Origin of the sequence: Simiaoa sp. (genome assembly GCF_051972595.1) — a bacterium.
GTDB lineage: Bacteria > Bacillota > Clostridia > Lachnospirales > Lachnospiraceae > Acetatifactor > Acetatifactor hominis.
Genome location: NZ_JBOKRY010000025.1, coordinates 1 through 25,396, shown reverse-complemented (window position 1 = coordinate 25,396; position 25,396 = coordinate 1). Strand labels below are relative to the sequence as shown.

Annotated in this window: 17 protein-coding genes and 1 pseudogene; 4 read left to right on the top strand and 14 right to left on the bottom strand. The window is 48.5% G+C overall.

Going from position 1 to position 25,396, the window contains the following annotated elements:
* The 6 genes from ACTRDR_RS09845 to acgA all read right to left on the bottom strand — a co-directional run bounded on the left by ACTRDR_RS09845 (position 1) and on the right by acgA (position 5,217).
* Positions 1-1,551 (bottom strand): hypothetical protein, encoded by a 1,551-nt coding sequence (locus ACTRDR_RS09845; protein ID WP_440527253.1) that lies wholly within the window; start codon positions 1,549-1,551, stop codon positions 1-3.
* Between the two features lie 139 nt (positions 1,552-1,690).
* Positions 1,691-2,593 carry an SIR2 family NAD-dependent protein deacylase gene (locus ACTRDR_RS09840; RefSeq protein ID WP_440527252.1) on the bottom strand — a complete coding sequence of 301 codons (903 nt, stop codon included), beginning with the start codon at positions 2,591-2,593 and terminating at the stop codon, positions 1,691-1,693.
* Positions 2,562-3,335 (bottom strand): protein-ADP-ribose hydrolase, encoded by a 774-nt coding sequence (locus ACTRDR_RS09835; RefSeq protein WP_440527250.1) that lies wholly within the window; start codon positions 3,333-3,335, stop codon positions 2,562-2,564. Before ACTRDR_RS09835 ends, ACTRDR_RS09840 begins: the two co-directional genes overlap by 32 nt.
* Positions 3,332-3,943: a 4Fe-4S binding protein gene (locus ACTRDR_RS09830; protein ID WP_440527249.1), complete on the bottom strand. Its 612-nt coding sequence runs from the start codon at positions 3,941-3,943 to the stop codon at positions 3,332-3,334. Before ACTRDR_RS09830 ends, ACTRDR_RS09835 begins: the two co-directional genes overlap by 4 nt.
* A 1-nt stretch (position 3,944) precedes the next feature.
* A complete protein-coding gene (acgM, locus tag ACTRDR_RS09825; RefSeq protein ID WP_440527248.1) occupies positions 3,945-5,000 on the bottom strand; it encodes a radical SAM/SPASM domain protein, ACGX system in 1,056 nt (351 codons plus the stop codon).
* Between the two features lie 34 nt (positions 5,001-5,034).
* Complete coding sequence (gene acgA, locus ACTRDR_RS09820; RefSeq protein ID WP_440527247.1) at positions 5,035-5,217, bottom strand: ACGX-repeat peptide; 183 nt, start codon at positions 5,215-5,217, stop codon at positions 5,035-5,037.
* A 123-nt stretch (positions 5,218-5,340) separates the two neighbouring features.
* Between acgA and ACTRDR_RS09815 the strand changes: the two are divergent.
* Together ACTRDR_RS09815 and ACTRDR_RS09810 are read left to right on the top strand one after the other, a co-directional pair.
* Positions 5,341-5,572 (top strand): annotated as a pseudogene (locus ACTRDR_RS09815) (hypothetical protein).
* A 50-nt stretch (positions 5,573-5,622) separates the two neighbouring features.
* Positions 5,623-5,949 (top strand): winged helix-turn-helix transcriptional regulator, encoded by a 327-nt coding sequence (locus ACTRDR_RS09810; RefSeq protein WP_440527245.1) that lies wholly within the window; start codon positions 5,623-5,625, stop codon positions 5,947-5,949.
* Here the strand turns inward: ACTRDR_RS09810 and ACTRDR_RS09805 are convergent.
* Positions 5,928-7,256, bottom strand: coding sequence for an ATP-binding protein (locus ACTRDR_RS09805; RefSeq protein ID WP_440527244.1), 1,329 nt, complete (start codon positions 7,254-7,256; stop codon positions 5,928-5,930). The two genes, ACTRDR_RS09810 and ACTRDR_RS09805, sit on opposite strands and share 22 nt — an antisense overlap.
* Positions 7,257-7,461: 205 nt before the next feature.
* Between ACTRDR_RS09805 and ACTRDR_RS09800 the strand changes: the two genes are divergently transcribed.
* Positions 7,462-8,229 (top strand): HAD hydrolase family protein, encoded by a 768-nt coding sequence (locus tag ACTRDR_RS09800; RefSeq protein ID WP_440527243.1) that lies wholly within the window; start codon positions 7,462-7,464, stop codon positions 8,227-8,229.
* On the opposite strand, the gene ACTRDR_RS09795 is transcribed toward ACTRDR_RS09800, so the two are convergent.
* The 3 genes from ACTRDR_RS09795 to ACTRDR_RS09785 form a co-directional block, all read right to left on the bottom strand.
* Entirely contained in the window at positions 8,226-9,371 is a 1,146-nt protein-coding gene (locus ACTRDR_RS09795) for a glycoside hydrolase family 3 protein (protein WP_440527241.1), read from the bottom strand. The genes ACTRDR_RS09800 and ACTRDR_RS09795 overlap by 4 nt on opposite strands.
* 173 nt (positions 9,372-9,544) lie before the next feature.
* A complete protein-coding gene (locus tag ACTRDR_RS09790; protein WP_440527240.1) occupies positions 9,545-10,408 on the bottom strand; it encodes a YitT family protein in 864 nt (287 codons plus the stop codon).
* Positions 10,409-10,470: 62 nt separating this feature from the next.
* Positions 10,471-12,189, bottom strand: coding sequence for a glycoside hydrolase family 13 protein (locus ACTRDR_RS09785; protein ID WP_440527238.1), 1,719 nt, complete (start codon positions 12,187-12,189; stop codon positions 10,471-10,473).
* 296 nt (positions 12,190-12,485) lie between these two features.
* Here ACTRDR_RS09785 and ACTRDR_RS09780 point away from each other — a divergent pair, with 296 nt between their 5' ends.
* Positions 12,486-13,700: an ATP-binding protein gene (locus ACTRDR_RS09780; protein WP_440527237.1), complete on the top strand. Its 1,215-nt coding sequence runs from the start codon at positions 12,486-12,488 to the stop codon at positions 13,698-13,700.
* Positions 13,701-13,988: 288 nt separating this feature from the next.
* On the opposite strand, the gene ACTRDR_RS09775 is transcribed toward ACTRDR_RS09780, so the two are convergent.
* The 4 genes from ACTRDR_RS09775 to ACTRDR_RS09760 all read right to left on the bottom strand — a co-directional run bounded on the left by ACTRDR_RS09775 (position 13,989) and on the right by ACTRDR_RS09760 (position 25,227).
* Positions 13,989-14,459 carry a hypothetical protein gene (locus ACTRDR_RS09775; RefSeq protein WP_440527268.1) on the bottom strand — a complete coding sequence of 157 codons (471 nt, stop codon included), beginning with the start codon at positions 14,457-14,459 and terminating at the stop codon, positions 13,989-13,991.
* Positions 14,460-15,222: 763 nt separating this feature from the next.
* Positions 15,223-16,047 carry a class B sortase gene (locus tag ACTRDR_RS09770; protein WP_279203211.1) on the bottom strand — a complete coding sequence of 275 codons (825 nt, stop codon included), beginning with the start codon at positions 16,045-16,047 and terminating at the stop codon, positions 15,223-15,225.
* A gap of 49 nt (positions 16,048-16,096) precedes the next feature.
* Positions 16,097-25,018: a cell wall anchor protein gene (locus tag ACTRDR_RS09765; protein ID WP_440527235.1), complete on the bottom strand. Its 8,922-nt coding sequence runs from the start codon at positions 25,016-25,018 to the stop codon at positions 16,097-16,099.
* A complete protein-coding gene (locus ACTRDR_RS09760; protein ID WP_440527233.1) occupies positions 25,015-25,227 on the bottom strand; it encodes a hypothetical protein in 213 nt (70 codons plus the stop codon). Before ACTRDR_RS09760 ends, ACTRDR_RS09765 begins: the two co-directional genes overlap by 4 nt.
* Positions 25,228-25,396: the final 169 nt, after the last annotated feature.

Sequence of the window (25,396 nt, the reverse complement as noted above, 5' to 3'; positions counted from 1 at the left end):
TTAATCAATATCTTCCACAGACTGCAATCTTTCCTTTTTTACCTTCAGATATTCTTCCGCATAATGTGTCTCTTCGTTGGTTGTCAGAATTCCCTCCTGCCCCTGCGGCATATCAATATCCGTTGCCGCAAGCAGGAGGGAATCCTCCTTCAGCCAGCTTTCCAGCCCTGTGAAAAACTGCGGGTCGTAGTGATCTGCCCCGTTCAGCTCATTATGATATCTGTCAAAGGAATAGTCCACGGGAGACAATACATTATAGTCATAATAGCAGACACCCTGCCCTGTCCAGAAGCTTGTCACTACCAGATAATCGTAGCCGTCTTTTTGTGTAAGGAATATCTGTACGTTCCCGGCATGAGCAATGGCAAATTCCTGCGACCACAGCGGGATGATTCCATATTGTCCGTCTCCCAGATACTCGTAGACCTCTACCGTTCCCCAGTTTCCTGCTTTGTGCAGTGCTTCCGTAAAGTCTTCGTTTTCCTCCTCCAGATAGACCTTCGTTACGACCTTTTCCTTGTAGCCGTTATGGGTCAGATCATAATATCCGGTATAGACCTCTGTCATATCCGGTTCTTCTTTGTCGATATTCTCCTCTTCCAGATAACGAGAATATGTTTTTTGTACCGAAAAATCTCCCAGAGAAAAATTACCATCTTTTTGCATGGATACCGGTGCCGTTATATTAAAGCCGGTCTCATAAACCAGGTCCGCCATCTCGTTCATATTTATGCCAACCCCTACATTTGCAAAGGGCTGTCCTCCACGAAAATCATACCGGATCTGCGCCCCCACACCGATGCTTTTATAAGTGTATCCTTCCAGTTTCTGCAACAGACGGGTCTGATCCAGATCAATACTCTTCTGAGCATCTATCTTTCCGTTTTTATCCAGAAAATCCACATGAAGTGTATGGAACTGTTCATCCAGCGTATCCGCCGCAAGGATCCGTCTGTCAAAATCTTCAACCACATTTGTATATTCGGAGACCTTCGGGGTTCCTTTCTGTACATCTACATAATACAGTCCTTCCACATAAATACCGGTTCCTGTCCCCTGTATGGTAGAAATGTAGTACTCCTTGTCGCCATCCCCATCATAATCTGCGGCTTCTATCGCAGGTGGTGCCGAATACATGTTTCGCCAGGGGATCTCCACCCGATATTCCCGGTCTCCGTCGTGGATCACCAGACAGTCTTCTGCACCGTTGCCCCAGACACTGACTGTCTCATCATAGGAGTATGACAGCACACCATACTCTCCTTCCGGCAGCTCCCGGGCAGCATCCACCGAGACCTGATCCGCCAGGGTTTTCTCCTGATATAGTCCGGTCTGGTAGGTAAGTTTCTCCGGCTCAGGTTCCGTTGTCATCTCCGGGATTGTCTGTGAGGTGGCTGTAGCGGTTTCCTGACCGACTTCCTCTGCCTGAGCAGATTCGGTATCAGAGATTTCCAAAGCGTCCCTACTGCTGCCGCAGCCTGTCAGAGAAAATGCCACGATCAATACCAGTAATCCGCTGCTTATTTCTTTGTGAAGCTTTCTTTTGTACATACGCCCTCCCCATATAGCCAGTAAATACAGTTTCTATCTTTATAATATTCAGATATAGAAGAAACAAACTCCAACATTTTGTCACTCCATCTTGCTTATTATCTTACTCGTTTGGAATATCATTAGCAATCTTTTTATTTCAGGAATTGCATAAATAAAGCACTTCCGCAAGATCCGCATTGATTCCCACCGCCTTGTTTTCGATCTCCCTGGGGACATAGGCATCACCCTTGTTGATGCAGACGTAAAATGCATTCCGCCAGTTGTGCGCATACTGCCAGAAATTATATTTGATGATACCGGGTGTGTTGTAACCGACACCCAGCTCCAGAAATACGACGTTTTGTCCTCTATGATCTTCCATGAACTTCTCATACCGTTTCGCTGCTGCTTCCCATCCGGCATCCTGGACGAAGGTATTGTCCGCACGGAGGTTCATGCTCATGGGGCGGCCGCACTTCGGACATCGGGGCACCAGTTCGGTGGGCACAGTACGCCGGATCTGTGTGCCTTCCGGTACTGTCAGTTTTCCTGCTTCGATCCGATATCCCTGGCTTACTACCATCTTTTTCACGATCTCCTCGTTATCGTAGGTTCCATGATGGCAGGGCTTGCTGCACTGGAACAATCCATAATCTCCCTGGGTGTAAAACATTCTGTTTTTATCGAATCCCGCTTTTTGAAAACAATGATCTACATTTGTGGTCAGAACGAAATAGTCCTTGTTTTCTACCAGCTGAAAGAGTTGCTTATATAAATCTGTGGGCGGATCCATATAGCGGTTCACATAAATATACCGGCTCCAGTAAGCCCAGTATTCTTCCAACGTGTTATAATCGTAAAAGCCGCCGGAATACATATCGGAAAAACCGTATTTCTCTCCAAAATCAGCAAAGTACTTTTCAAAACGTTCGCCACTGTAAGTAAATCCCGCTGCTGTGGAAAGTCCTGCTCCCGCCCCGATCACAACGGCATCCGCCTGCTGTATTTTCTCTCTGATCAGAGCTGTTTTATCCGAGGAACCGCCTGTAAATTCGTTCATCTTCTTCTTTGAAAACATTAAATATCACCTTTATCTTTGACTTTGTTCTATCTTTATACTGTTTCACGGTCTGTATGGCCAGTTCCGCTGCCTTTTCATTGGGAAACATAAACACCCCAGTGGAAATACAGCAGAATGCGATGCTTTCCAAGTTATTTTCCTCTGCAATACGCAGGCAGGATTCATAACAGGACATCAGCAGGCTTTCATGCTCTACCGTAAGCTTTCCCCGTACAATAGGTCCCACGGTATGTATCACATAATCGCAGGGCAGGTTAAATGCCGGTGTGATCTTCGCCTGTCCCGTGGGCTCCGCATATCCCTGACGTTGCATAATATCATTGCAATAATTCCGCAGTTCGATCCCCGCATAAGTATGAATACAATTATCAATACAGTTATGGCAAGGCTGATAACATCCGGTCATACCGCTGTTGGCAGCATTTACGATGGCTCCCACCTGCAGTCTCGTGATATCCCCTTTCCAGAGATAAATCTCCGGGGACAGTTCCTCCATATCCGCCGGTGTTACCACGCCTTTGGCCGCATTTTCCTCTGCAAGATAGGTATCCTGGATCCGTAGAAATTCCTCCGAAAGTTCACCCGGCATCCGGACATTCATAAGTGCCCGCAGAAGCGTCTTCTGCTCCTCACTTTTTTTCGGAATCTGCATTTTGGCATACTGTGGCTGCTCTTTCAACAGCATTTGGATTAAATAGTTTCTTCTTTCACTCTGGTTCATTCTCTTACGATCGCTTTCACCGGACAGTTTTCATAACAGTTGCCGCAATGCAGGCAATGGTTCTGCTGTATCCGGTACGGTTTTCCTTCCTCGATACACCGTTGGGGACATTTTGTGCGACATTTTCCACAGCCAATGCATTTTTCGGTAATGTTATAACCCTTTTTTGTTATTGTACCACCACCCAGTGTATAAGTGTCCCGGAAAATAGGGTTCACACCGAGATTAAAATATTCCACCTCCGCCCGGTCGATGCAGAAGATGATGCCGATACTTCTTGTATCACCGGGATAGACATTGGCCAGATACGGCTGTTCCTCGAAAATAATATCCCGCCATTTCGCCTGTTCCTCCTCCGGTACAGCATACGCCTTGGCAGACATACGGATCATCTCTTTATATTTTGTATAGCAGAGGATCTGCACTCTGCCATCTTCTAACAATTCCTTACAAAAGTTCTTGCCCCTTGCCGTGAAAAAATAAATGGCATCCGGCTCATAATGGATGGCGCTGATATTACGGATCTGCGGTGCACCGTCACTGTCCACTGTGGCAAACGCCAACACTCCCACCAGTTCCATTTTTTTCATACATGTTGCTAAGTCCATCTTACAGCTCCTCTCCCGTGATCTCGTTTCTCGTCTTCCAGCACTGGGGATCCATACCGTAGAAGTCTCCGGTAGTGCCGTTTGCCACGGCGGGGCATCCCCTGCACCATGCTTTCAATTCACATTTGCTGCATTTCTTGAATTTATCGTAATCTCTGTATTTTTCCATCTGGCAGACCCAGACGTCCGCCAGCCGGTCTTCCCAGATATTTGCCACTCTGCTGTCGGTGACTCTGCGGCACGCCATGATATCCCCGTTGGAGGAAATGGTAATATGGCAGTTGCCGCAGTTACAGCCTCCGTAGATCATGCCGTCGCATGCGTTCTCTGGCAGTTTAAACTGGCCTGTCTCGTATTCGTACAACGTCCACAGGTGGTCTTTTCTATTAAAATAGGTCTCACATCCCGCTGCTTCGTATGCCTTAAATTTTGCGTCGCAAACCTCCAGAAGTTTGCGATATTCCTGCGGCGTCATGCCGGTATCCACCTCACCACCGGTGGGCACATACCGCGAAAATGCAAACACCTTAACTTTCGCTTTCACTACTTCATCAATAATATCCGGTATCTCATTCATATTTGTCTTCGACACCGTACTCATAATAATGCTTTTGATTCCTGCCCGGTTGAGACAACCGACCTTTTCCAGTGTCAGGTCGAAGCTGCCGGGCTTGCGGAACCAGTCATGGGTTTCACGCATACCGTCCAGAGACATCTGGTATTTCTCACAGCCGCACGCTTTCAACATCCGGCAGATCTGATCATCCAGATGGAACGGATTGCCCATCAGGGTAAACGGAATGTCCTTGCTTTTCAGCAGAACCATGAGTTTCCAGAAATCCGGATGAAGGATAGGATCGCCGCCGGTAATATAGAAATACGGAACTCTGTTGTATACCTTGCAGAAGTCCTCGCAGTTCGCCACGACCTCCTGCATCTGCTTCCAGGTCATGCTCTTCAACTCCTTGCAGCCTTCTCCGGAAAAAATATAGCAGTGCTTGCAGCGCTGGTCACATTCATCTGTGATATGCCATTGAAAAGAAAAATAACTTCTCATCCTATCCCTCTCCTTCTTTCTCTTTTGGATTTACTTACTTATCGGAAGCGCCACATGCTGTGCCACAGGCTGCGGGTTTCTCCGCGGGCTTATCAGCTGCTCCGCAAGCTGTGCCACAAGCTGCGGGCTTTTCTGCCGCTCCACACGCTGTTCCGCAGGCTGCACTTGTCTGTGCCTTGTCCTGTCTGTTCCATCCAAAAATGTTTGCTAATGCCATTTTACTTACCTCCTGTAATCTGTGTATTTTCAGGCTCTCGCCTGTTGCATCTACAGAATAACAAGACCAAAACGGCAAAAAAAGTACGCACTTTTTTATTACATAGGCACTTTTTTGTAACCTATGGACGGATGCGGCCTATCATGTTACATTGTAATTGATGCCTACGGATTGTTCCGTGCTACGCACTCCCACGTCTCCGCTCCGCTTCGGTCCGTGCTAAACATGTGCCACTGGCACATAGCACCCTACCCAATATTCGCATATCGTGGGATTATCATCCCACTTTTATGCTCATATCGGGGCGGGTCAAAAGGTCTTTCACCCACTTATGAGCAAGCTCATGTGGGCTTAGACCTTTTGACCCTGGCATCATTATATTTTATACTTTTGCGAGGTGATCTTATGTTGACGAAAGACGAATTGCCGGAATGCCCTGTAGCCACCACAGTACAGTTGTTCGGAAGTAAATGGAAATTATTGATATTGAGAAATTTAATGATGCGCCCCTGGAGATTCAATGAATTGAAGAAAAGTCTGGAGGGCATCAGCCAGAAAGTTCTGACCGACTCCCTCCGCTCCATGGAAGAGGACGGGCTGATCACCCGGACCGTCTACCCTGAAGTGCCGCCCCGCGTGGAATACGCGCTGAGCGACCTCGGGGAAACCATGCGTCCGATCCTGGATGCCATGCAGGAATGGGGAACGAATTATAAAAACGGAACCATATAAACAGGTACGCAGAAAATATCCTGCTCCTTGCTAATATCCTTTGTATAAACCAAATATCTGCACAAAATTCTGTCGGAAAATTTTTCCGTAAATATATCAAGTGATTTGTGAGTCTTATAACCGGAAGATTTTACTTCTATGGGAATGATCTTATTCTTTTTTGCTAACAAAAAATCAATTTCATAATTATGCTTTGATGTTTCATTCATTATAGTATGATAAAAAAGTTCATTCCCATTTACGGCAAGGCAACAAGCTACCGCATTTTCATATAAATATCCCAGGTTGACACTAAGCTTATCACTAAGCAGTTTTTCATATATTTCATTTTCTGTAAAATCTCTGTCTTTAAACATTAATGTTACAAATAATCCGGTATCACACAAAAACAGTTTAAATCTGGATAAGTCCTTAGTATTCGACATTCCGGCATTTGGATCATTAACATTGTACGACACCAATACTGTCTTAGAATCTTTTAATTCAGCAATCAACTCAAGTACTTTCTCAATCTTCTCTCCTCTCAGGACAGAATTAACCTGATACCTTGCTGCATTTTTATTTAGTTCTGCCGGAATTGCATCAAAAAGCATTGCCAGTCTTCCGGTTGCATCAATTTTGGCAAAATCGGACTCATACAAATTTAGTATATCTCTTTTTATTTCATCCACTTTTCTAAAATTATTAGTTTCTATATAAGTCTGAACTGCCTGCGGCATTCCTCCTACGAGCATATACAACCGAAACTGTCTTAATTGCTTACGATTTCCATTATCACCCAATCCAGTCTTTGCTTCATAACATTTTGCCAAGAGCGAAAAAGTAGTCTGATCCCCCACTGCCCAAAGAAATTCCTCATAATCCATAGGATACATATTAAGTCTTCTTTCCTCGCTGGGTATCAAAATATCTTTGACATTTTTCTTGATAGATATCAAAGAGCCTGTCTCAATATAATCATATCTATGATCTTCTACTAATGCTTTTATTGCCTGCCGTGCTTTAGGACATAATTGCACTTCATCAAATATAATAACGGATTTTCTTTCATGGAGATCCACTCTATACTGTAATTGAAGCTGCAAAAATAAATAATTCAAATCAGATATATCATCAAAAAGAGCTTTGACATCCGATGATGCTTTTGCGAAATCAATTAGAATATAAGATTCATATTCTTTTTTTGCAAACTCTTCTACAACCGTTGATTTTCCTATACGACGAGCACCTTCTATTAGCAATGCTGTTTTTCCATCCGACTCTTGTTTCCAGTTTAACATTTTACTATATATTTTTCGCTTAAACATTTTCTTTCTCCTTTCCGCATTTTTCTATTTTAATATTTTCCTTGTTTCCGCATTTTTTATACATAAATATTAGCATGTTTCCGCATTTTTTTCAATATATCTTGTAATAATCAGGAAAAGTAGCTATTAAATAAAAATAAGTATTCATGTATAATTTATGATATACTATTTAAAATTATCATTCTGAGAGAAAGGAATTCCGGCTATGGGAATCAGATTAATCTGCAGCGACCTCGATGGTACACTTTTACAATATGGAAAAAAAGAATTGGAAGGCGAGATCTTTGACCAGATCCGGGCACTTCATGACCGGGGGATTCTGTTCTGTCCGGCGTCTGGAAGACAGTATACCAGCCTGCGGAAGCTGTTTGCTCCGGTGGCGGATTGCTGTATTTTCTTATGTGAAAACGGTGGCGTGATCTATAAGGACGAGCAGTGTATTGCGAAAAATCCTATGCCCCGTGCCCTGGCGGAAGAGATTGCGAAGGATCTGTGGAACCGGAGTGACGGTCAGGGCGAAATCATGCTCTCCGGACAGAATACGGCTTATCTGATGGAACGTGGGCTGGGAATGCTGGACAGAATCAAATTTATCGGCAACAACTATCAGGTCATTCAGGATCCTTCCGAAATTCCGGAAGACATCGTAAAGGTCTCCGTATATCTCCATGAAGGCGTAGCGGCCTACGCTGACCGTTTTGTCCCCCGCTGGGAGCAGGCGAACTGTGCAGTGGCCGGACCTTACTGGATCGATACTACCCTTGCCAACAAAGGCATCGGTGTGCAATCCATTTGTAAAATTCTTGGCTTTGACCTCGCGGATGTCATGGCCTTCGGTGACAATTATAACGATGTATCCATGCTGGATATCGTGGGACATCCTTATATTATGGACGGAGCTGCCGGTCTGTTGAGAGAAAAATATCCGCAGCACACTCCCCGGCCCGAGGATGTACTGCGGAGCCTTCTCTAGTCCTGAGCATCCGCAGTATCCGCAATGATGCCCAGCTTTATTTTCATTTTCAAAATACGCAGAACCGATTCGTTGAGACGTTCCTCGGTAATCTCACCGGTTTCGACCGCCTTGATGACTGCGGGTACCTGTACTTCAAAATCGGTGCAGCACAGCATATCGTTTCCCGCCTGTACCGCCCTTACGGCAATCTCCGCATCCCCGGCGAACTGCCGTACTCCTTCCATGACCAGATCATCGGTAATGATCACGCCGTCAAACCCTAATTCATTACGCAAAATATTATGTACCGGTAGAGAAATAGATGCCGGTACCTGATCATCCATGCAGGAGACAACATTGTGGGCTACCAGCACCATATCCGCCCCTGCATCGATGCCTGCCTGAAACGGCAGAAAATCAGAATTTACAAACCTCTCTATGGGACGTTCATCATAAGCGATCCCTGTGTGCGTGTCCGAGTTATTGCCATATCCCGGGAAATGCTTTAATACACTTCCCATCTGTTCCTGCGACATGGTCTGCACAACGGTCCTCACATACTCCGTCGTCTGTTCCGCATCCTGCCCGAAACTGCGGGCATAAATAAAATCCTGCGGATCCTGTGATACATCGCATACCGGAGCAAAATTCAGATTAATTCCCAGGCTCTGCAGTAATTGACATTTTTCCTGCGTATCACTTCGGATCATATCCCATCCGCCTGCGGTATACAATTCCTGCGGTGATGCGAAGGGGGTCTTCCGCAGATTCGTATTTTTGCTGACACGGTTTACCGTGCCGCCTTCCTCATCCACACCGATCAGCAGAGGTATTTCCGCAGCATTCTGATAGCTTTGAATGGCTGCTGTTACTTCCTCTTTTGTTTTCCCGGTAAAATCCCGGGCAAATAAGATATATCCGCCGAGATGATACTGTGTCACCTTGGATGCTGCATCCGTCTCCGGACAACGGGCGATGAACATCTGTCCGCCTTTTTCCTCTAAGGTCATTCTTGCCAGGAGTTCTTCTGCCTTCTGCTCTACAAGATCCACCGGTTCCACTGGTTCACTTTCTTCCGTCTCCGGCAATTCCGTAGGATCTCCACTGTTCTCTGCGCTGTTGCCGCTCACATCAGAATCCGATACACTCTGTTCCGACATAGATTCCGGCTGAACTTCCGGTATTATTTCCTGTGCAGACTCCTCTGTACTTCCTAAATTCCACAATAAAAAAACCAGAATTCCAACACATATGACAGATAACACAATCACTGCGATATTCTGCACCCTTTTCATTTCCATTTCTCCGTAACCATATTATTAAGATGCCAGGGTCAAAAGGCCCCAGTCTTCGGCTGATACTTCATACTCGACACATTATATACGGTAATAAACGCCTTGGGGTCCAGTTCATTGATGAATTTCATTAATTTCTGGTACTCACTTTTGTCCACAATGGTGATGATCTCGTTGTGTTTTTCAAAATGATAGGCACCGGTGGCTTCATAGATCGTGGCACCGCTGTGCAGATCTCTTGTAATAAACTGGCGCAGTTCTTCCTCTTTCTTCGTAATAATGCAGACACGTCGCTTGATATTATTGTCAAAAATAAAATGATCCAGAATGATTCCGTTGAAATAGGTACCCAGAATACTCAGAACCACAGTCTTCTTATCATATACCAGTGCTGCGGACAGTGCCACGCACATACCGGACAGAGACATTGCCCTGCCCAGCTCCATGTGGAGATATTTGTTCATGATCTTTGCTACAATATCCAGTCCTCCGGAAGATGCATTCCGGTTGAACAGAATGCTGAGTCCCACGCTGACCACCAGAATATAGCACAGTACATCCAGTTCCTGACTGTCCGTCATGGAACCGAAATTTGGAAACAGCATCTCGAAAAGCCCTAAAAATACCGGCAACATCACACTGGTGTACACCGTCTTTACCCCGAACTCTTTCCCGCAGGTGGCAAAGCCGATGAGCAGAAGCACCACATTCAGGATCATCGTAATGACCGACAGTGGAAGTGGTATAAAGTTAGACAGCACAATGCCGAGACCGGAAATACTGCTGACCGACGCATGACTCGGCACCAGGAAAAAGTAGACTGCTGCCGCGATGATGGCTACCGCCACAGTCAGGATTCCTGTCTCCTTCATAATTTCTGCATAATTTATTTTTTTCTTCATAATAACATTTTCTCCAGCGATATATTTTAATTTGTTTCTATACTTTTCTCATCTTATTATTCTTAGAGTACTATTACAGCAGCATCAAGTCCCTCTATTTTTCCATCAAAGGGATTCTCTCTAAGTAAATCATATTTTTGCGCATACTCATTAAACATTCTTGCGCTGCTGCTGCAGTTGAAGATCAAAGCGAGTGTCTCTTCGCCATTTTTTCTGGTCAGGACGATCGTCTCTTCCTCGTCCCTTGCAGTTATTTCCATCGGTTCACCTTCTACGATACATGCATGGTTTTTTCGCACCTTTAACAGCTGCTTATACCATTCAAACATCTCTTTATCCTGGTATTCTTTATCCCAGTACATGCCACGTCTGCAATCCGGATCATTTGCTCCGGGCATCGCAAATTCATCTCCGTAATAAATCATAGGCATTCCCGGTAATAACAATTGAAAAGCTGCTGCCAAATGCTGCTTTTTCTTATTATCATTACATAGATGTAGAAATCTTGCTGTATCATGACTGTCGATCAGATTCCACATTAGAGGATAGCATTGTTTGTTTAAGCGCCCCTTTAAATATCCAAGATTCTGTATAAACTGGCTGACATTGATTTTTTCATCTGCAAGCAGATCTATGAGATTCAGGTAAAATGGATAATTCATGACCGTATCCCATTCATCTCCCTCAAGAAAATCTCCTGCATAATGCCAGATTTCCCCAATGATCAGCAGATCTTTTTTTACTGCCTTAACAGCCTTTCTAAATCGCTTCCAGAAGAAATGACTGATTTCGTCACCTACATCCATTCTCCATCCATCGATATCGCATTCCTTAATCCAATAACATGCAACATCTGTAACGAATTTTTCAACCTCCGGATTTTTCAGATTTAACTTAGGCATTCCACCATAATAACCAAAACATTTGAAGTTAGGAGCTTCTCCCTTTTGACCCTTCAGTGGAAATCTCTCGATAAAATACCAGTCCAGATATCTGGATTTTTCTTCTTTTTCCATGATATCCTTAAATGCAAAAAAATCTCTTCCTGTATGGTTGAATACCGCATCCATCACTACTTTCATTCCACACTCATGCGCTTTTTGCACCAATTCCTTAAGATCCTCTGTTGTTCCGAAGGAAGGATCGATCTGATAATAATCAGTGGTATCATATTTATGGCAGGAATCCGATTTAAAAATAGGTGTTAAATACACAACATCTATTCCCAGCTTCTGAATATAATCCAAATGATCAATAATTCCTCTGAGATCGCCATGCAGATTATCTTTAGACGTGATGGGTGCTTTATACCACAGCTCCTTGTCTATTGGCTGTGACGCTGCAAAGCGAGATGGAAAAATCTGGTACACAACCTTGTTTGCTGCCCACTCCGGCACCTCAAACATTTCTTCCTCACGAAGGTTTTGCGGACAATCGAACATTCTGTCCCTGTTTGTAATGCATTCCCGGCTAAACTCATAGTTGCCATAATATACCTTTTCTCCCTGCATATCCGTAAATTCAAAATAATAGCGGAGGCATATCAAATGCATCTGAAGCTGTGCCTCATAATAGTCATGAAACTGTGATGTGGCAACCTTCTTCATCGGAATCGTCTTTCGCGTATCCTTCCATTCCAATGGTATGTACTTATCCTCATAATGGAGAATGATCTCTTTTATATCATCTTTTTTAACCTGCACACGTATCACGAATAAATCCTTATCGATTGCATAGCAGAATCTTTTATCCATATCATGAAGAATTGCCGAATATTCCATAATTTTTTCCTTCCTATAGCTCGAAAAAAGCGTTTTTTCCTTCTTGATTATAATTCCTTTTTATTATGCTTCACAAGTCCCAAAACGATAAAAAAGTCGCCATTTCTGCCTGTTCCATTTGGGCAACGGAGGATTTCATTGCGCAATCTCCTTCTGAAATTTATGTCCATAACTGTCGAAATTCATAAAAATATAGATTTTGTCAGTTATATCTTATGATTTCAGGAATATGTCATTGAGTTTCACCTATAAATATGTTACACTGTGTTCAGCCACAGGCAAGGAGGCTTATGATCATGATTAAACGTGAAATGTATATGAAGCGCATCCGACCGTTTATCGGAACGGAGCTGATAAAGGTCATGACCGGTATTCGCCGGTGCGGTAAATCGGTCATGCTGGAGCTTATAAAAGAGGAACTTGTGAAGTCAGGTATCAGCTCTTCTCAGTTCATCTCTATCAACTTTGAGGATTTGAACTTCTCTCATTTGCAGACCGCAAAGTCACTGCATGATGAGATTACTAAGAGAGCCGCAGAGATCAACGGCAAGGTCTATCTTTTTTTTGATGAGATTCAGGAGGTAAAAGACTGGGAGAAGTGTATCAATTCCCTCCGTGTATCCCTTGACTGCGACATCTATATCACCGGTTCAAACGCAAAACTTCTGTCCGGTGAGCTTTCCACCTATCTCGGTGGACGCTTTGTGGAGTTCGTTATTTATCCATTCTCCTTCGCAGAATTTCTGGAACTGTACCGTCCCATCGCACCGGATGAGCCGATGCAGAAATGCTTTCAGAAGTATCTATTATCCGGCGGTATGCCGTACCTTGCCAACATCCGCTACGAGGATGCTCCTTCCAGACTCTACCTTCATGACCTGTTCAACTCTGTCCAGCTCAAGGACATTGTGAAGCGGAACAAGATCCGTGATGTGGACTTGCTGGAACGCATCATCGCTTATGTGATTGCAAATGTGGGCACGACCTTCTCCGCAACTTCTCTGGCGAAGTTCCTCAAAAACGAGAAGCGAACCGTTGCACCGGAGACCATCCTGAACTACATCAAATACTGCTGCGACGCATATTTATTCTATCAGGTCAAGCGTGAGGACTTGCAGGGAAAGCAGATTCTTGCCTCCAATGAGAAGTATTACATTGCCGACCACGGCATCCGGGAGGCTGTTTTCGGCGGCAATATGCGTGACATCAACCTCATTTTGGAGAACATCGTGTATCTGGAACTACTGCGCCGGAACTACAAAGTGACAGTCGGTAGAACCGGAGACAAGGAGATCGACTTTGTATGTGATAAGGGTGGAGAAAAACTGTATGTTCAGGTTGCCTATCTGCTGGCATCCGATGAGACCGTTGCCCGTGAGTTCGGTGCATATGACAATATCCGCGATAACTACCCGAAATATGTTGTCTCTCTGGATGAGTTCGACATGAGCAGAAACGGGATCAAGCACCGCAATATCTGCGATTTCCTGTTGGCAGAGGAATGGAATTAAAATGAAATCAGCTTTTCTGTCAATAACATTTCCTCCTTTTCCCTGAACGAAAAAAATCGCCCAGATTAAATTTTTTAATCTAATCTGAGCGATACTTCGTCAGTCCTGTTTGATCCATCTTGATTACAAATCTTCTTATACTCACTGACGCTTATTCCCATCCAGATACTAAATGCTCTCAGGAATCCTCTTCCGTCAGTTTCTGTTAATTCCACAAACAGGAAGTTGCCGTAGCTATTGGTATAACTAATCATGCCACAACTTTAAATTTTTTCTTAATTTGTGGCGTTATGATAAATTAATATCCTTCTTACCCAAAAGAAAATCAACAATATTGATATGTGCAATTCCATCTCTTGAATAATCAAATCGATCTAATGAAAACACATATTTCGGTGATGCATCACTAATTGGCTTAAAAGCACCAAACTCTCTTTCAATCGTTTCCTTGCCAGCCAAATAATATGCCACCTGAATAAAACATTTCTTTCTTCCATTTATTGCAACAAAATCAATTTCACCCTTATATGTTTTTCCAGTAAAGACTTCATAATCTCTTGCTTTTAGCTCGTTATAAATTATATTTTCAAGAAAAAAGGTATCCTCAAAATTTACTAAGTTTGTATTTATCATGCGAAAACCAGTATCTACCGCATATTGCTTCTCTATATACGACATTGCCTGTTTTCCTACAATATTAAATCTTTTTACACGATCAATTAGACAAGCCTTTTCCATTTTATCAAGATATCTGTATATCGTCTTTTTATCTCCAAATCAAAATATATATTTATTATGCCACAAATCAAGATTTTTTCAAGATTTGTGGCACATATTTAGAAAATTTCCATTTCAATTTCTACCACTTTTTCATCCGTAACTCGTTCGTCTGTTTTTTCTGCCATAGGCATTCTCTCCTTTTCCCTGAACTCACTCGCGTTGCACGCTCGTTGTCGCGGCATTCGGTGCTCGTAAGCACCTATAAATAAAAAAAAGCAACAATGAATTGTGGTCATCATTGTTGCAAAATTTAACTGTTCCCAGGGGGAATCGAACCCTCAACTAGTGCTTAGGAGCTCGAGTCCACACTGGGAACAGCGATTATTTTAAGTAAATATGAGTCAAGGAAAGCCTTGATTTTCCTGACTATTTTGTAAATCTCTGTCAAAATAAGAAAACGGAAAATCACCTGAGAAAAATGGTTTTCGCTGTCAAATCGCTGACATTGTCACCCTGAGGGTTCCGCCATTCCGTTTCAATGATTTTTTCATAAATATGGCTACCATTCTATCTGTAGCAGTAATGATAACACTGTTTTCTTATTAGATTATCTATATTATAGCGTGTATGAGCAAGGGATGTCGATGGTTTTTGACCAAATTATTTTGGCAACCTATTAAATGTTGGGACAGCAAAAACCACGGCTGCTCTGTACAGAGCAGCCGCCGTTTTCCCTATATCATACACTGCTTTTCAGCACCGCAAGGATGGGTGTCCTGTTATCGTCGTATTCTGATTTCTTTTAGGGCATTTCAGGACTATCCACAAGGGATACGCTGAACTCCTGTGCGGTTGCGCCCTCCGGCAGCAGCTTTGCCATGACCACCAGCCGCTGATTGCCGCTGTTAGCCTTGTCATACTTCCGGCAGCAGGTGGAGAGGGTCAGAACAGTATCTTCCTCGGAGAAGGTCACGCCATCAAAGTCAAGCCAGTTTTTCCGCGCAATCGTCTCAAAGAAACTGGTCAGATCATCTCCCGTGGGATCAGGCGCAATATAGTCAAAACCAATATCCGTAACGAACAGTGCGGTGATCTGAAAGATCATGTCCTCACCATCCACAGAGAGATAGATATACGGATGCTCCTTTACAAAGTCTGCGTCCATATAACGGTAGAGCTTGGTGAACCGCACACCGTCCGGGTCGCAGTTGCTGGCGGAGTGACCGAAAATGGTGGTGTTTTTGTCCAGCTTATCCCTGCCGCCGATTTTGTTTTCACAGTGGGCATAATAACAGCCCCATATGGCGTACTCACCGTTTTCATCCAGCTTTAGGTAATAGCCGTTGTCCTCCGCCTGCATCACAGGGTCGTCCACCTCCGCACCGGGGATATACAGCCACGCCACGGTGTCGGGATTCTTCGCTCTGGCTTCCGCCAACTCTGTCTGCCTGTCCACCGAGGGGATAACTTCGCCCGCGAGAGGCGCTGATGGCTGAGGCGCAGATGTGCCGGGAATGTCGATAGGCTCTGTCTCTCTCTGATAGCAGCCCCTGACTGCCGTGGTCATAGCAACGAGAAGGACAACTATGCAGATGATCGGACGAATGATTCTTGTGATTCTTTTCATAATGCTGTCTCCTTGCCGCGCTTGGATAGCGGCGCAGCTCAAAATGTCATTAATTTGTTTCTTGTAGTGAAAAGAGAACAGCGCAATCCACAGCATCCTCATAATAGCTGCCGGTGGCTACATCCACAAACACGCCGGTCCGGGGGTTGCCGTTGGCTTTCATAAAGATGACCTCGATGGTATGGGTTCTGCTGACATTCTCAAAGGTGTAGGACTTCGCCGCGCCAATGCTCTTGCCGTCAATCTTGACGTTGGCGACAGCATAGCCCTTATCCGGAGTGATGGTGAAAGTCTGATCTCTGCCCTCACGGACGCTAGCATTGCCGGAGGGAGAAATGGAGCCGCCAGCCCCGGCAGTTGCCTTGATGGTGTAGTAGCTGTAGCCGCTTCCGCCGTTGCCGCCGCTTCCGCCACCGCCTTCATTACCGCTTCCGCCGCTTCCGCCACCGCCTTCATTGCCGCCTGTGCCGCTATTGCGCAGAATCGTCAGCGTGTAGGTTTTAGCACCGATTCTCACGACAATGTCGGTTGTGCCGCTGTTGGGGATGGCAACGGTTGCGCTGCCGCCGGTGGACAGAGCCTGCCCGTTGATGCTCACGGGCTCGCCGTTTCCAGACACCGCTGTGACTAGCGTAGATGTTGCTCCGCTATCATTTTGCAGCGTATAGGTATAGTTCGTTCCGTTGGCGGTAAAATCGCCGAGCCCCACTGCCAGACCTTCAAAGGTCAGAAGGTCTTTACCGGGCACTGCGGCTCGCACCACTACGCGGGTGCCAAGCCGGGAGAAGGTGACGGTTTCCGTCTGGAAGGTTTCCCCGGAGATGGCACCGCCAATACTGGTCTTTTTCGTTTCCAGAACGGTCCCGGCAGCATCCAGCAGCGTGGCCACCAGCTCTGCGCCAGTCTGAGACTGCAGGCAGTTGTTGCGCAGAGTAATGGCGGCGGTGCTGTGATCGTTGCCGTCGTTCCCCTGTGTCACATCCATCGTCAGCTGCTCTCCGGTGCGGGCCAGTGCGCCGGTCATATGGACGCTGGCCTCGCTGTCACTGCCGTTATACTCCGGCAGTCGCTGATTGCTTCCCGTTCCACCGACCTTGCCTTCCGCCCACGCCTCGGCGTACAGATAGGTACCCACATTGGGGATCTCGGTTTTGCCAATGGATGTCATATACTCGCCCAGATCATAGGTCAGGTCCAGTGTAAAGGTTCCCTGATCAATGCGGGCGAGGGCGCTGTCTTCGGAAATGGTGATTTCATTACCGCTAACCGATACGCCGTTTGTGGTGCAGGCTACCTCTGCAGGTTCGGTATGCAGATCATCCGCATAGAACGCAAGCTTCACCTCGCGGCTCTTTCCGCCGGCCAGCGTGGCGGCAGCGGAATTATAGAGGGTCATGCGCACCGTGCGCTTGCCGGCGCTCTCCGCAATCACTTCCATTTGTGAGATGCCAATGTCGGGATAATCCAGATACACTGTGCCGTTTTCGTGGATGCCGCCGGCGGCGGTGATGGTATAGCCCGGGTCGGTCACGCGGTCCTTCACATGGTGCCAGACGGTAAGGGTGGTGCTTTCATTGGGCAGCAGTTTTTCCGTAAGGGTAGCGGTTTCCCCGCTGCCAAGGCTGACCGTTAGGTTTGTCACATCGTTCAGCCCGGTGTTGCGGATGGTAAAGTGAATGGGTGTCAGGCTGTTCAACGCCAGCGTTGCATAATCCACACCGATCTGTTCCACTGCCACCGCATCGGTGACAAAATCAGAGGTAGCGGTATAGAGGATCGTTTCCTCACCCGGAACGGTCACGCCGCCGATTACCTGCGGGTTTTCATCGTCATACCGGGTGGCCTGAATGGCGGCCTGCACCTGATTGGTGCCGCTGACATAGACATCAAAGTGGTCAGCCAGCGTGCGATCCGGCAGCTCTGCCAGTTCCAATGGTGCGGACAGAGTGTAGGTATTTGTGGCATAGCGCAGCTTGGCCGCCTTCAAAATGCCGTGATCTACCGCGCCGTTGGCGTTATTGACAGTCTCATTCCAGACGATGGTAAGATCATTGCAGCTGCGATGATCCCCGCTGAGGGAAGCGAAGCGGAAGTCTCCGCCCACGACGGCGTTGCCGCTGCTGGTCAGGGTCGACAGAGAGCCGGGGAAACTGTTGGACATGGTGCCGCTGCCGTCCACAGCCAACAGCTGAATATCGCTGCTGCCGTCTCGGACACTGTGCCAACCGATGACAAATCGGTCATCCCCGCTGCCGAAGTTGGCTGCAACGACCTGGGGGTTTTCGTCAAGATTGCTGTCACAGGTCGCCAGCATGGCTGTACCGGGAGTTCCGTCAGCAGCCACGGTACAATAGGTGATCTCGTAGGCGGAGGTATCTCCGGTTCCGCTGCGGTCCAGCGAGTAAACCGCCATAGCGGTTCCGTCGGGCAGCATGGCCGCCTGCAACGCCTTCACGCTGCCAGTAGCACCGTTATAAAGCATTTTTGCCTTGCTCCAGGTGCCGTTAGTGCTGTCATAGCAGCTGTACATGATACAATCTCTGGTCGTAAAATTCAGCAGGTTGTTGCTGCCCTGCGTACCGGGATCGGGGGTGTAGACGTTGCGCCAGAACACGATGGCTTTGCCGTCGCCGCCCACTGCCGTGGCTGGGGCCAGATCCGGCGTGCCGTCGTTGGTTAGGCGGGTGGAAGTCCAGGTTGTGCCGTTATAGACGGACACTACGATCTCCGTGCTGTTCATCAGCAGGTTTTGCTCTTCCAATGTCACGGGATCACCGGCATTTTTACCCGGCAGGTCGGTGCCCATGCGAACCCAAGCCGCCGCCGCAAAGCTGCCAGTGCCGGACAAAGAAACGCTCGTGTCGCCGTAGCCGGGGAACCCTGTGGGAGCGTCAATTTCAATGGAGGGAGTATAGACGCCGCCATTGAGAGTGGAGAAATGCGCCCGGCTGTCGTAAATACTACTGCTGTTGCCGTCATTGATGTAGGTCAATACCTTCCCGTCATCGCTGAGCTGTGGATAGGATGTGGGGTTGGCATTGGTCTGGATGTTTTCCAGCCCACTGGTGGAGTTCAGAGAGAACAGCATCATCCGCTGCTGGGGCTGGCCCCAGGTACGGGCATATTGCTCCAGATAGTCTCGGCTTTGGAGCGTTGCACTGCCAGAAGCCACCTGCATTCCGCTCTGGGCCGCCGCCATCCGCAGCGAGGCAAGGCTCAGCCCACTGGTGGCGCTATTCCAGTAGTCGTCGATTGTTTTCCAGTCATTAAAAGTCCTGGTGGCTCCAAGGGTTCCGGAGGCGATCACCGCCTCGTAGGAGATAAACAGGAAGGTTGCCACAAATTTGATTCCCACTTCGCTTTGGATTCCCAGGGCCTGACCGTTGATCTGGCGCTTTGTCTCGTCGGCAAGATAGGTGCGGGAAAGGAACTTATTCTGACTGTCCACATCCAAATTGCCGAATAGACCGATCTTCAGCGCCACGACCGAATAGTCAAAGCCAATACCGCCAAACGCGTGGACATAGGCGTTGATACGCAGCGTGGTCAAAAAGTCATTCACTGCCGTGGCCGTGGGATCGCTCCAGGCAAGCTCTGTACCCTCGCCCTGCCGGCCGTAGCGCACTGCGGTACGGAAATCCAGCTGAATGGCACCACCCAGCTCAAAGGTTGCTGTCAACGGCACGGGGCCAGCCATGGCGTTCACGCTGAAGGAGAAGCCCACACCAACGCCGGCGGTAAATCCGCCGCCTACGGTGAAAACCTCCCACTCCTTTTTTTCGGTGTTATAACGGATTTCCGCTTCGTAAAAGCCCTCCAACTGCAAGTTGAGATCCGTGCTGGTGACATTGTCGGCTATGGAGTTGGTTTTGTAGTCCCCCTTGGGATCATAGGTGCCCTGGGCCATCTGGCTCAGGTCCCCGGTCCCGGGCACACCCACTTCCAGATTCTGCGTCAGCACATTCGCACCCAACGCCACGCCGTCCTCGGAATAGTCCATGTCCTCCATCTCCAGCGTATTGTACCCGGCCCAAATCATGGCACGGAACACTGAGGGATCTTCGCTGGGGGTGATAATCATTTTGAACACGGAAGTGTCCACCGGACCGCTCAGATCATCCAGCCGTCCGGTCAGCACCTTGAGAATGTTACTATCGCCCACTCCGCCAAAGTCGACTTGATTCACTCCACTGGAGGATCCCATCGTCGCCAGAATACCGGTGACGCGGTCATCCTCTGTCACCTTGGGCACTCGGGTCAGATCAACGACCCGGAAGGGCATTATTTTCTCCTGTAGCAGGCTGCCGTTCAGGCTCAGCTGCGTTTTCATACCCACATCCTTGCCGTCAGCGATCCATCCAGAGGTGGTCATGGTGGCCTCGGTGAGGGTCAGATCGTTTTCCGCTACGGGGATGGATGAGAAGGGATACTGCTTGGTACTGCTGCTCTGGGCGGCAGGAAGAATGCCGTATTCGTCCGCCAGCTTGAGACTGTAATTCCGCGCGTTGGCAATATCCTCGCCCCAGAGGAACATGGTGGTGTGCAGGCTTGCTGTTTTAAAGCTGCTGTTAGGGCCAATCTTCCCAGTCGAGCTGCGGACATCCACCTTCTGACCGTTGGCAAGACCGTAATCAACGCTTTGCGCCACAATGAAGGGTTTGTTTTCCTCCCCCGCCGGCACGCGCTCCAGAGAGACAACGCCCTCTGCGGTGCGCATTACATCGTCTACGCCCAGCTTGCCGTTGACGGTCAGCAGCAGCGGATAGTACTTGTCGCCGTCAATTGCGCTGATCTCCAGAATGTACTCCAGCTGATCCAGAGCAGAAAGCGCCGTGGTGTTGCTCTCGCCCTTTTCGGCCGACCAGAACTGGGTGGAATCCAGATAGACGGTTATATTTCCCGCCGCATCCGTGGTATAGGTGTCGCCGGTGATGCCGCTGACAAGTGCTCCTGCCCTGGAGCCCAGCAGAGCTGTCTGGCAGTAGCCTCCGTTTTTATAAACGCCGCCGCGAACGGTCACCGTCTTGTTCGCCAGCGGATCGCCGCCCGGCGTGATGAGCGTCACAGATGCCCGGGCAACTTGCCGAAGGCTGAAGGTATTCAAGGGATAAAGCTGCAGTTTTGTGGCATCCCGCTCGCCGGAACGCAGATTTTCTTTATAGATGGTGCCCAGATAAATATCCGCGCCGGAGCCGGACCGCAGAGACACCTCACTGGCGATTCCGTTGGGTTCGTAAAGCGCCAGCACGCCTTCACTGTTGGTCGTGACCGTTTTGGGCACACCTTTGCCGTCGGTGTATTGCAGCGTAGTTTCCGCTGCAGGCGTCAGCTGGAAGAGATAGAACTTATTTTGCAGTGTTTTCGCTGTCACCTGTATGGCGGCATTCATGCCCGTGGCGGCATGGGTAGCCGTGACGGTTGCGGTGCCGTTGGCCAAGCCGGACAGCGCCATTTTGGTTTCGGGAAGGTAGGAATCAAAGGAGAAGTTTCTGATGTCCTCATACAGTCCGCCCTGCTTGTAGTTGACGGAAATGGCATTGTTGTTGCTGGAGAGCCACCGGATGCCGTCTTTAAAGGAGTTCCATCCGTACTCGTCATAGTTGATGCCTATGTACTCGATCAGCCCCAACTCCTGGCGCAGCTGCATAATTTCATCTGTAACGGTGGGCAGGCTGCCGCTGACCTTGGAGGTATTGTCCATGGTCAGCTTAGAAATCGTGTCTCCTTTTTCGTTCTGCACCTTCAGTGCGTCGGCATCGTAGACATACAGGGGGAAGGAGTCGGTGCTGGGAGATTCCTCACCAGGATTCTCCACGCTCAAAACCACTTGATAGGTGTCCTTCAGATTGCCGGCTTTCACACTCTGTAATGACAGGGAGACGCTCCCGGAGGTGCCGGATAGGCGCTCACTGTCCACCACTTTGGTGGTGTTGTCCTCTGTGACCCGGGTGATGGTCAGCGTGGGCTGCAAAGGGGCGCCCTCAGTGGTGTTTTCCACCGACCAGTCGATATTGACAGCACCATCGGTATCCTTGAGGTAAATGCTCTGGGGCGGTGTCAGCTTGGCTGTGGCAGGTGGTGCCTGCACGATGATCCAGGCAAGTGCCGACAGGCGGACGTCCTCACCGCCGGCGTTGGGGTGCGGCATGGAAACCAATACCGTGTAGGCAGGGGTATTGCCGTTGGAGAGCTTGGAGAGCACATTCTCCCCGATCCGCACGCTGTTTTTATCCTTGCCGGCGGTATAAGTCGCAACGGGCTTGCGGCCGCTCAGCGCCGCCTCATTCGCGTAGTTTCCCTCATACAGGTCAATCCTGTAATGGAACTCTTTGTTCGGCGCCATCAGCGTGGCGTTGGAGCTCCACAGCACGGTGGCGGGCTGATTTACCCGCGTCACGATGGACGCGCCGCCGGGAATCACCAGTGCCAGGGAATCGCCTGCCGTCACGGTATAGGGCTTTGACTCGCCCGTCACATCATCGGCAGTGTCCTCAGTCCCGTTGTCCGCCGTAAAGGTAAAGGTGACGGTTCCCACCTTGGTTCCTGTGGTGGCAACAACGCCGGTATCCTCGTTGATGGTGGCAATGAGCGTATCACTGCTGCTCCATTTGCCGGTGATGTAGCTGGCCGTCTCACCGCCTGCCCCCAAAACCTCTGCCTTAAGCGTGGGGCGGGTGGTTTTGCCGAGGGAAATCGTATAGTCGGCGTCATCCGCTTCCGGGACGACCTTCACCGTGTGCGCGGAAACTTTCTTTGCCACCGTGAACTGCCGGGTCATGGGAAGAACATTCACCCAGTCAGGATCGGCTTTCGTGCCCTCGTTGGCCTGCAGCGTCACCGTGTAGGTGCGGTCGTAAGCAGAGGGTGCGATTGCGTAGTCGCTAATGGTGAAGGCTTCCTTCTCTGTGTCCAGATAGACCTGCAGATAGCTTGGTGCCTCCGCGGAGCCGTACTTCAGTTCGAGTTGGAACGGGGCTTCCCTCGGCTCTGTGCCTGCCGGGGTGTGATAATTGCTGTATACGGTCTTGTAGACCTGCTCCATGTTGGCGTTCATCGTGAACGATGCCTTGCCGTTGTCGTAGTCGGCGGTGAGTGCGGTGGGAGCGTTACGCATCAAAACGCTCTTCAGCGTTACACTGGCAATCGCGTTGCTTTGATAAGATGTGGTATCCAGCGTATGACCGAAAACATCTTCCACACCGGTCATACCATTGACGATGACCGTGGTGTCATCCGCATCCTGCACCGGATACCAGAGCATTGCCGTGACGCCGTAGTCGTTCATGGAAAGCTCAGCGGCAGTATACTCTTCGCCATTGATAGTCACGGTGGCGTTGCTAAGATTCACGAACTCGCTAAAGGTAACTGTGATGGGCACGTGCTGTCCGCTGGCATAGATTCCCGCCGGGGCCGTGACGCTTTGAATGGTGGGATTGTCCGTGTCCACCAGCTTGGCGGAGACGTTGCTGGTCTTAGCGGTGGCGTAGGAATGTTGGATATCGCCATTTACATTCTTCAGATACAGTTCGAAGGGCAGATAGTACTGCTGCTTCTCTCTGTTTTGCGTGGTAGACTGCAGGGAGATGCTGACCGTACTGCCCTTGTTAATCGTACAGTCCTCCGTTCTCTTTTTGTCGCCGCTGAGCGTCAGAGCTGTTCCATCGAGCTTGTACTCCGTCAGATAGAACGGGGCATAGGGTTGCGGGGTTATAGAATTATAATTGCCATACGGCGCAGGGCCAGTATAGGCAGCTGCGCTGGTACTCCAGTCAAACTCGATGCTGGCGTCGATTTGGTATGGCTGATAAAATGGGGAGGAGCCGCTGGGAAGCACCGAGTTACGGGCACCCTCCAAAATTCCGATGGTATTGCTTAGCGCAACGAAGTCCGGATTTTCGACACCGTTGGCGACAGTGTATTTATCTGCCAGCAAAGGAATCAACATATCCTGATATATTACGTCTGTATTTTCGTATCTTTTCTCATAGGGCGGCGCGGTCATTGATGTTTTTATTGTGAGGGCATTAACCGTCTTTTTTAGCTTGAGCTGACAGTGGTCGGCATAAGCGGCACCGTCATAGAACACCAAATTTTCCGCATCGTAAAATTCAATCATCCCCAGCAGGTCGCCATAGGAATAAGAATTATCGTGCCAGGCTTGGGTACTTCCTTTGGTTGTAACTTTGACAGTGATTTCCTGACCACCTAAACTGTAGCCGTCTACCTCATAGGTCAGCTTGTAGGACCCGTCGCTTTGCTCGACGACCTTACTCGTCTCGCCTATCGAGACCTCCACACCGGTGATATACTCGCTGAGCTGGCCTTTTTGAATGCGGTAGGAAAAGCCGACCGGTTTTCCGCCGTATACAGTAAAAGTCCCGGAGCTCCAGCTGTTGGTTGCGAGATCCCCCAGCGTTTGGCTCATCATGCTGCTCATATCCACCGTCTCAACGCCCACAGGCGCTGTGGCAGAGGCGGAATACTGCAAACTGATGCCCTGCACCTCCAGCTGCTCCATCAGGCTATTGAGATTCTCCAGTGCTTCCCCGGTAAACTCCCTGCCGGAGAAATAGGTGTCCTTGATCCGCTGCAGCTCCTGTTCGATTTGGATCATGGTCTTCAAATCGCCCAGCGCCACCGGAGTCCCATCCACGTCGGCTATACGGGTGAGATCCGTGGCGGGATTTTCCAGCAGTTCCATGACAGCCGCCAGTGTCAACACCTGACCGTCCAGCGTGATGGTTTGATCCACCTTGAAATTGCCGTCTTCATCCAGCAGCCCCAAAGCGTTCAGCATGGAAAGCACCTGGTCGCTGCTATCGCCGGTCGAGGCGGAGAGCTGCTCCAAAATCGCCTGATTTTCCTCGGGTGTGTTGCCCAGCGAATCGCTCACCGCTGCAAACGCCGTAGTTGGCAGCATCGTGAGCGTCATGCACAGGCTCAGCAACGCCGCTAAAAATCTTTTCTTCATGTTTCCTCATCCTCCTTGGTTTGTTCCTGCTGTTTATTGTTTTTTCTCAATCGTGTGCAAAACACGGTAACGACCACCGCCTGCGTCAGCGCCGCGCACAGCAGCATACACGCTGCGGAGAGGCTTATTGCCTCGCGCCGCTGCCTCCGGCATGTGTTTTTCCGCACCCGCTGCTTGACGAGTGCGACTCGTTTTGCGGTATTGTACATTTCGTTTGAACCTTCTCTCTGGATTTTTTGAAATGCGGCTTAAAAACCCCTTTACTTATATAGGTACAAAAAATCGAAAAAACTCTCACCCAAAACGCAAAATTTTTTCAAAAAAGTTGATTGCATTAGTAACTTCTACTGCCACGCTTCAGAAAAAGAATTGCACAAC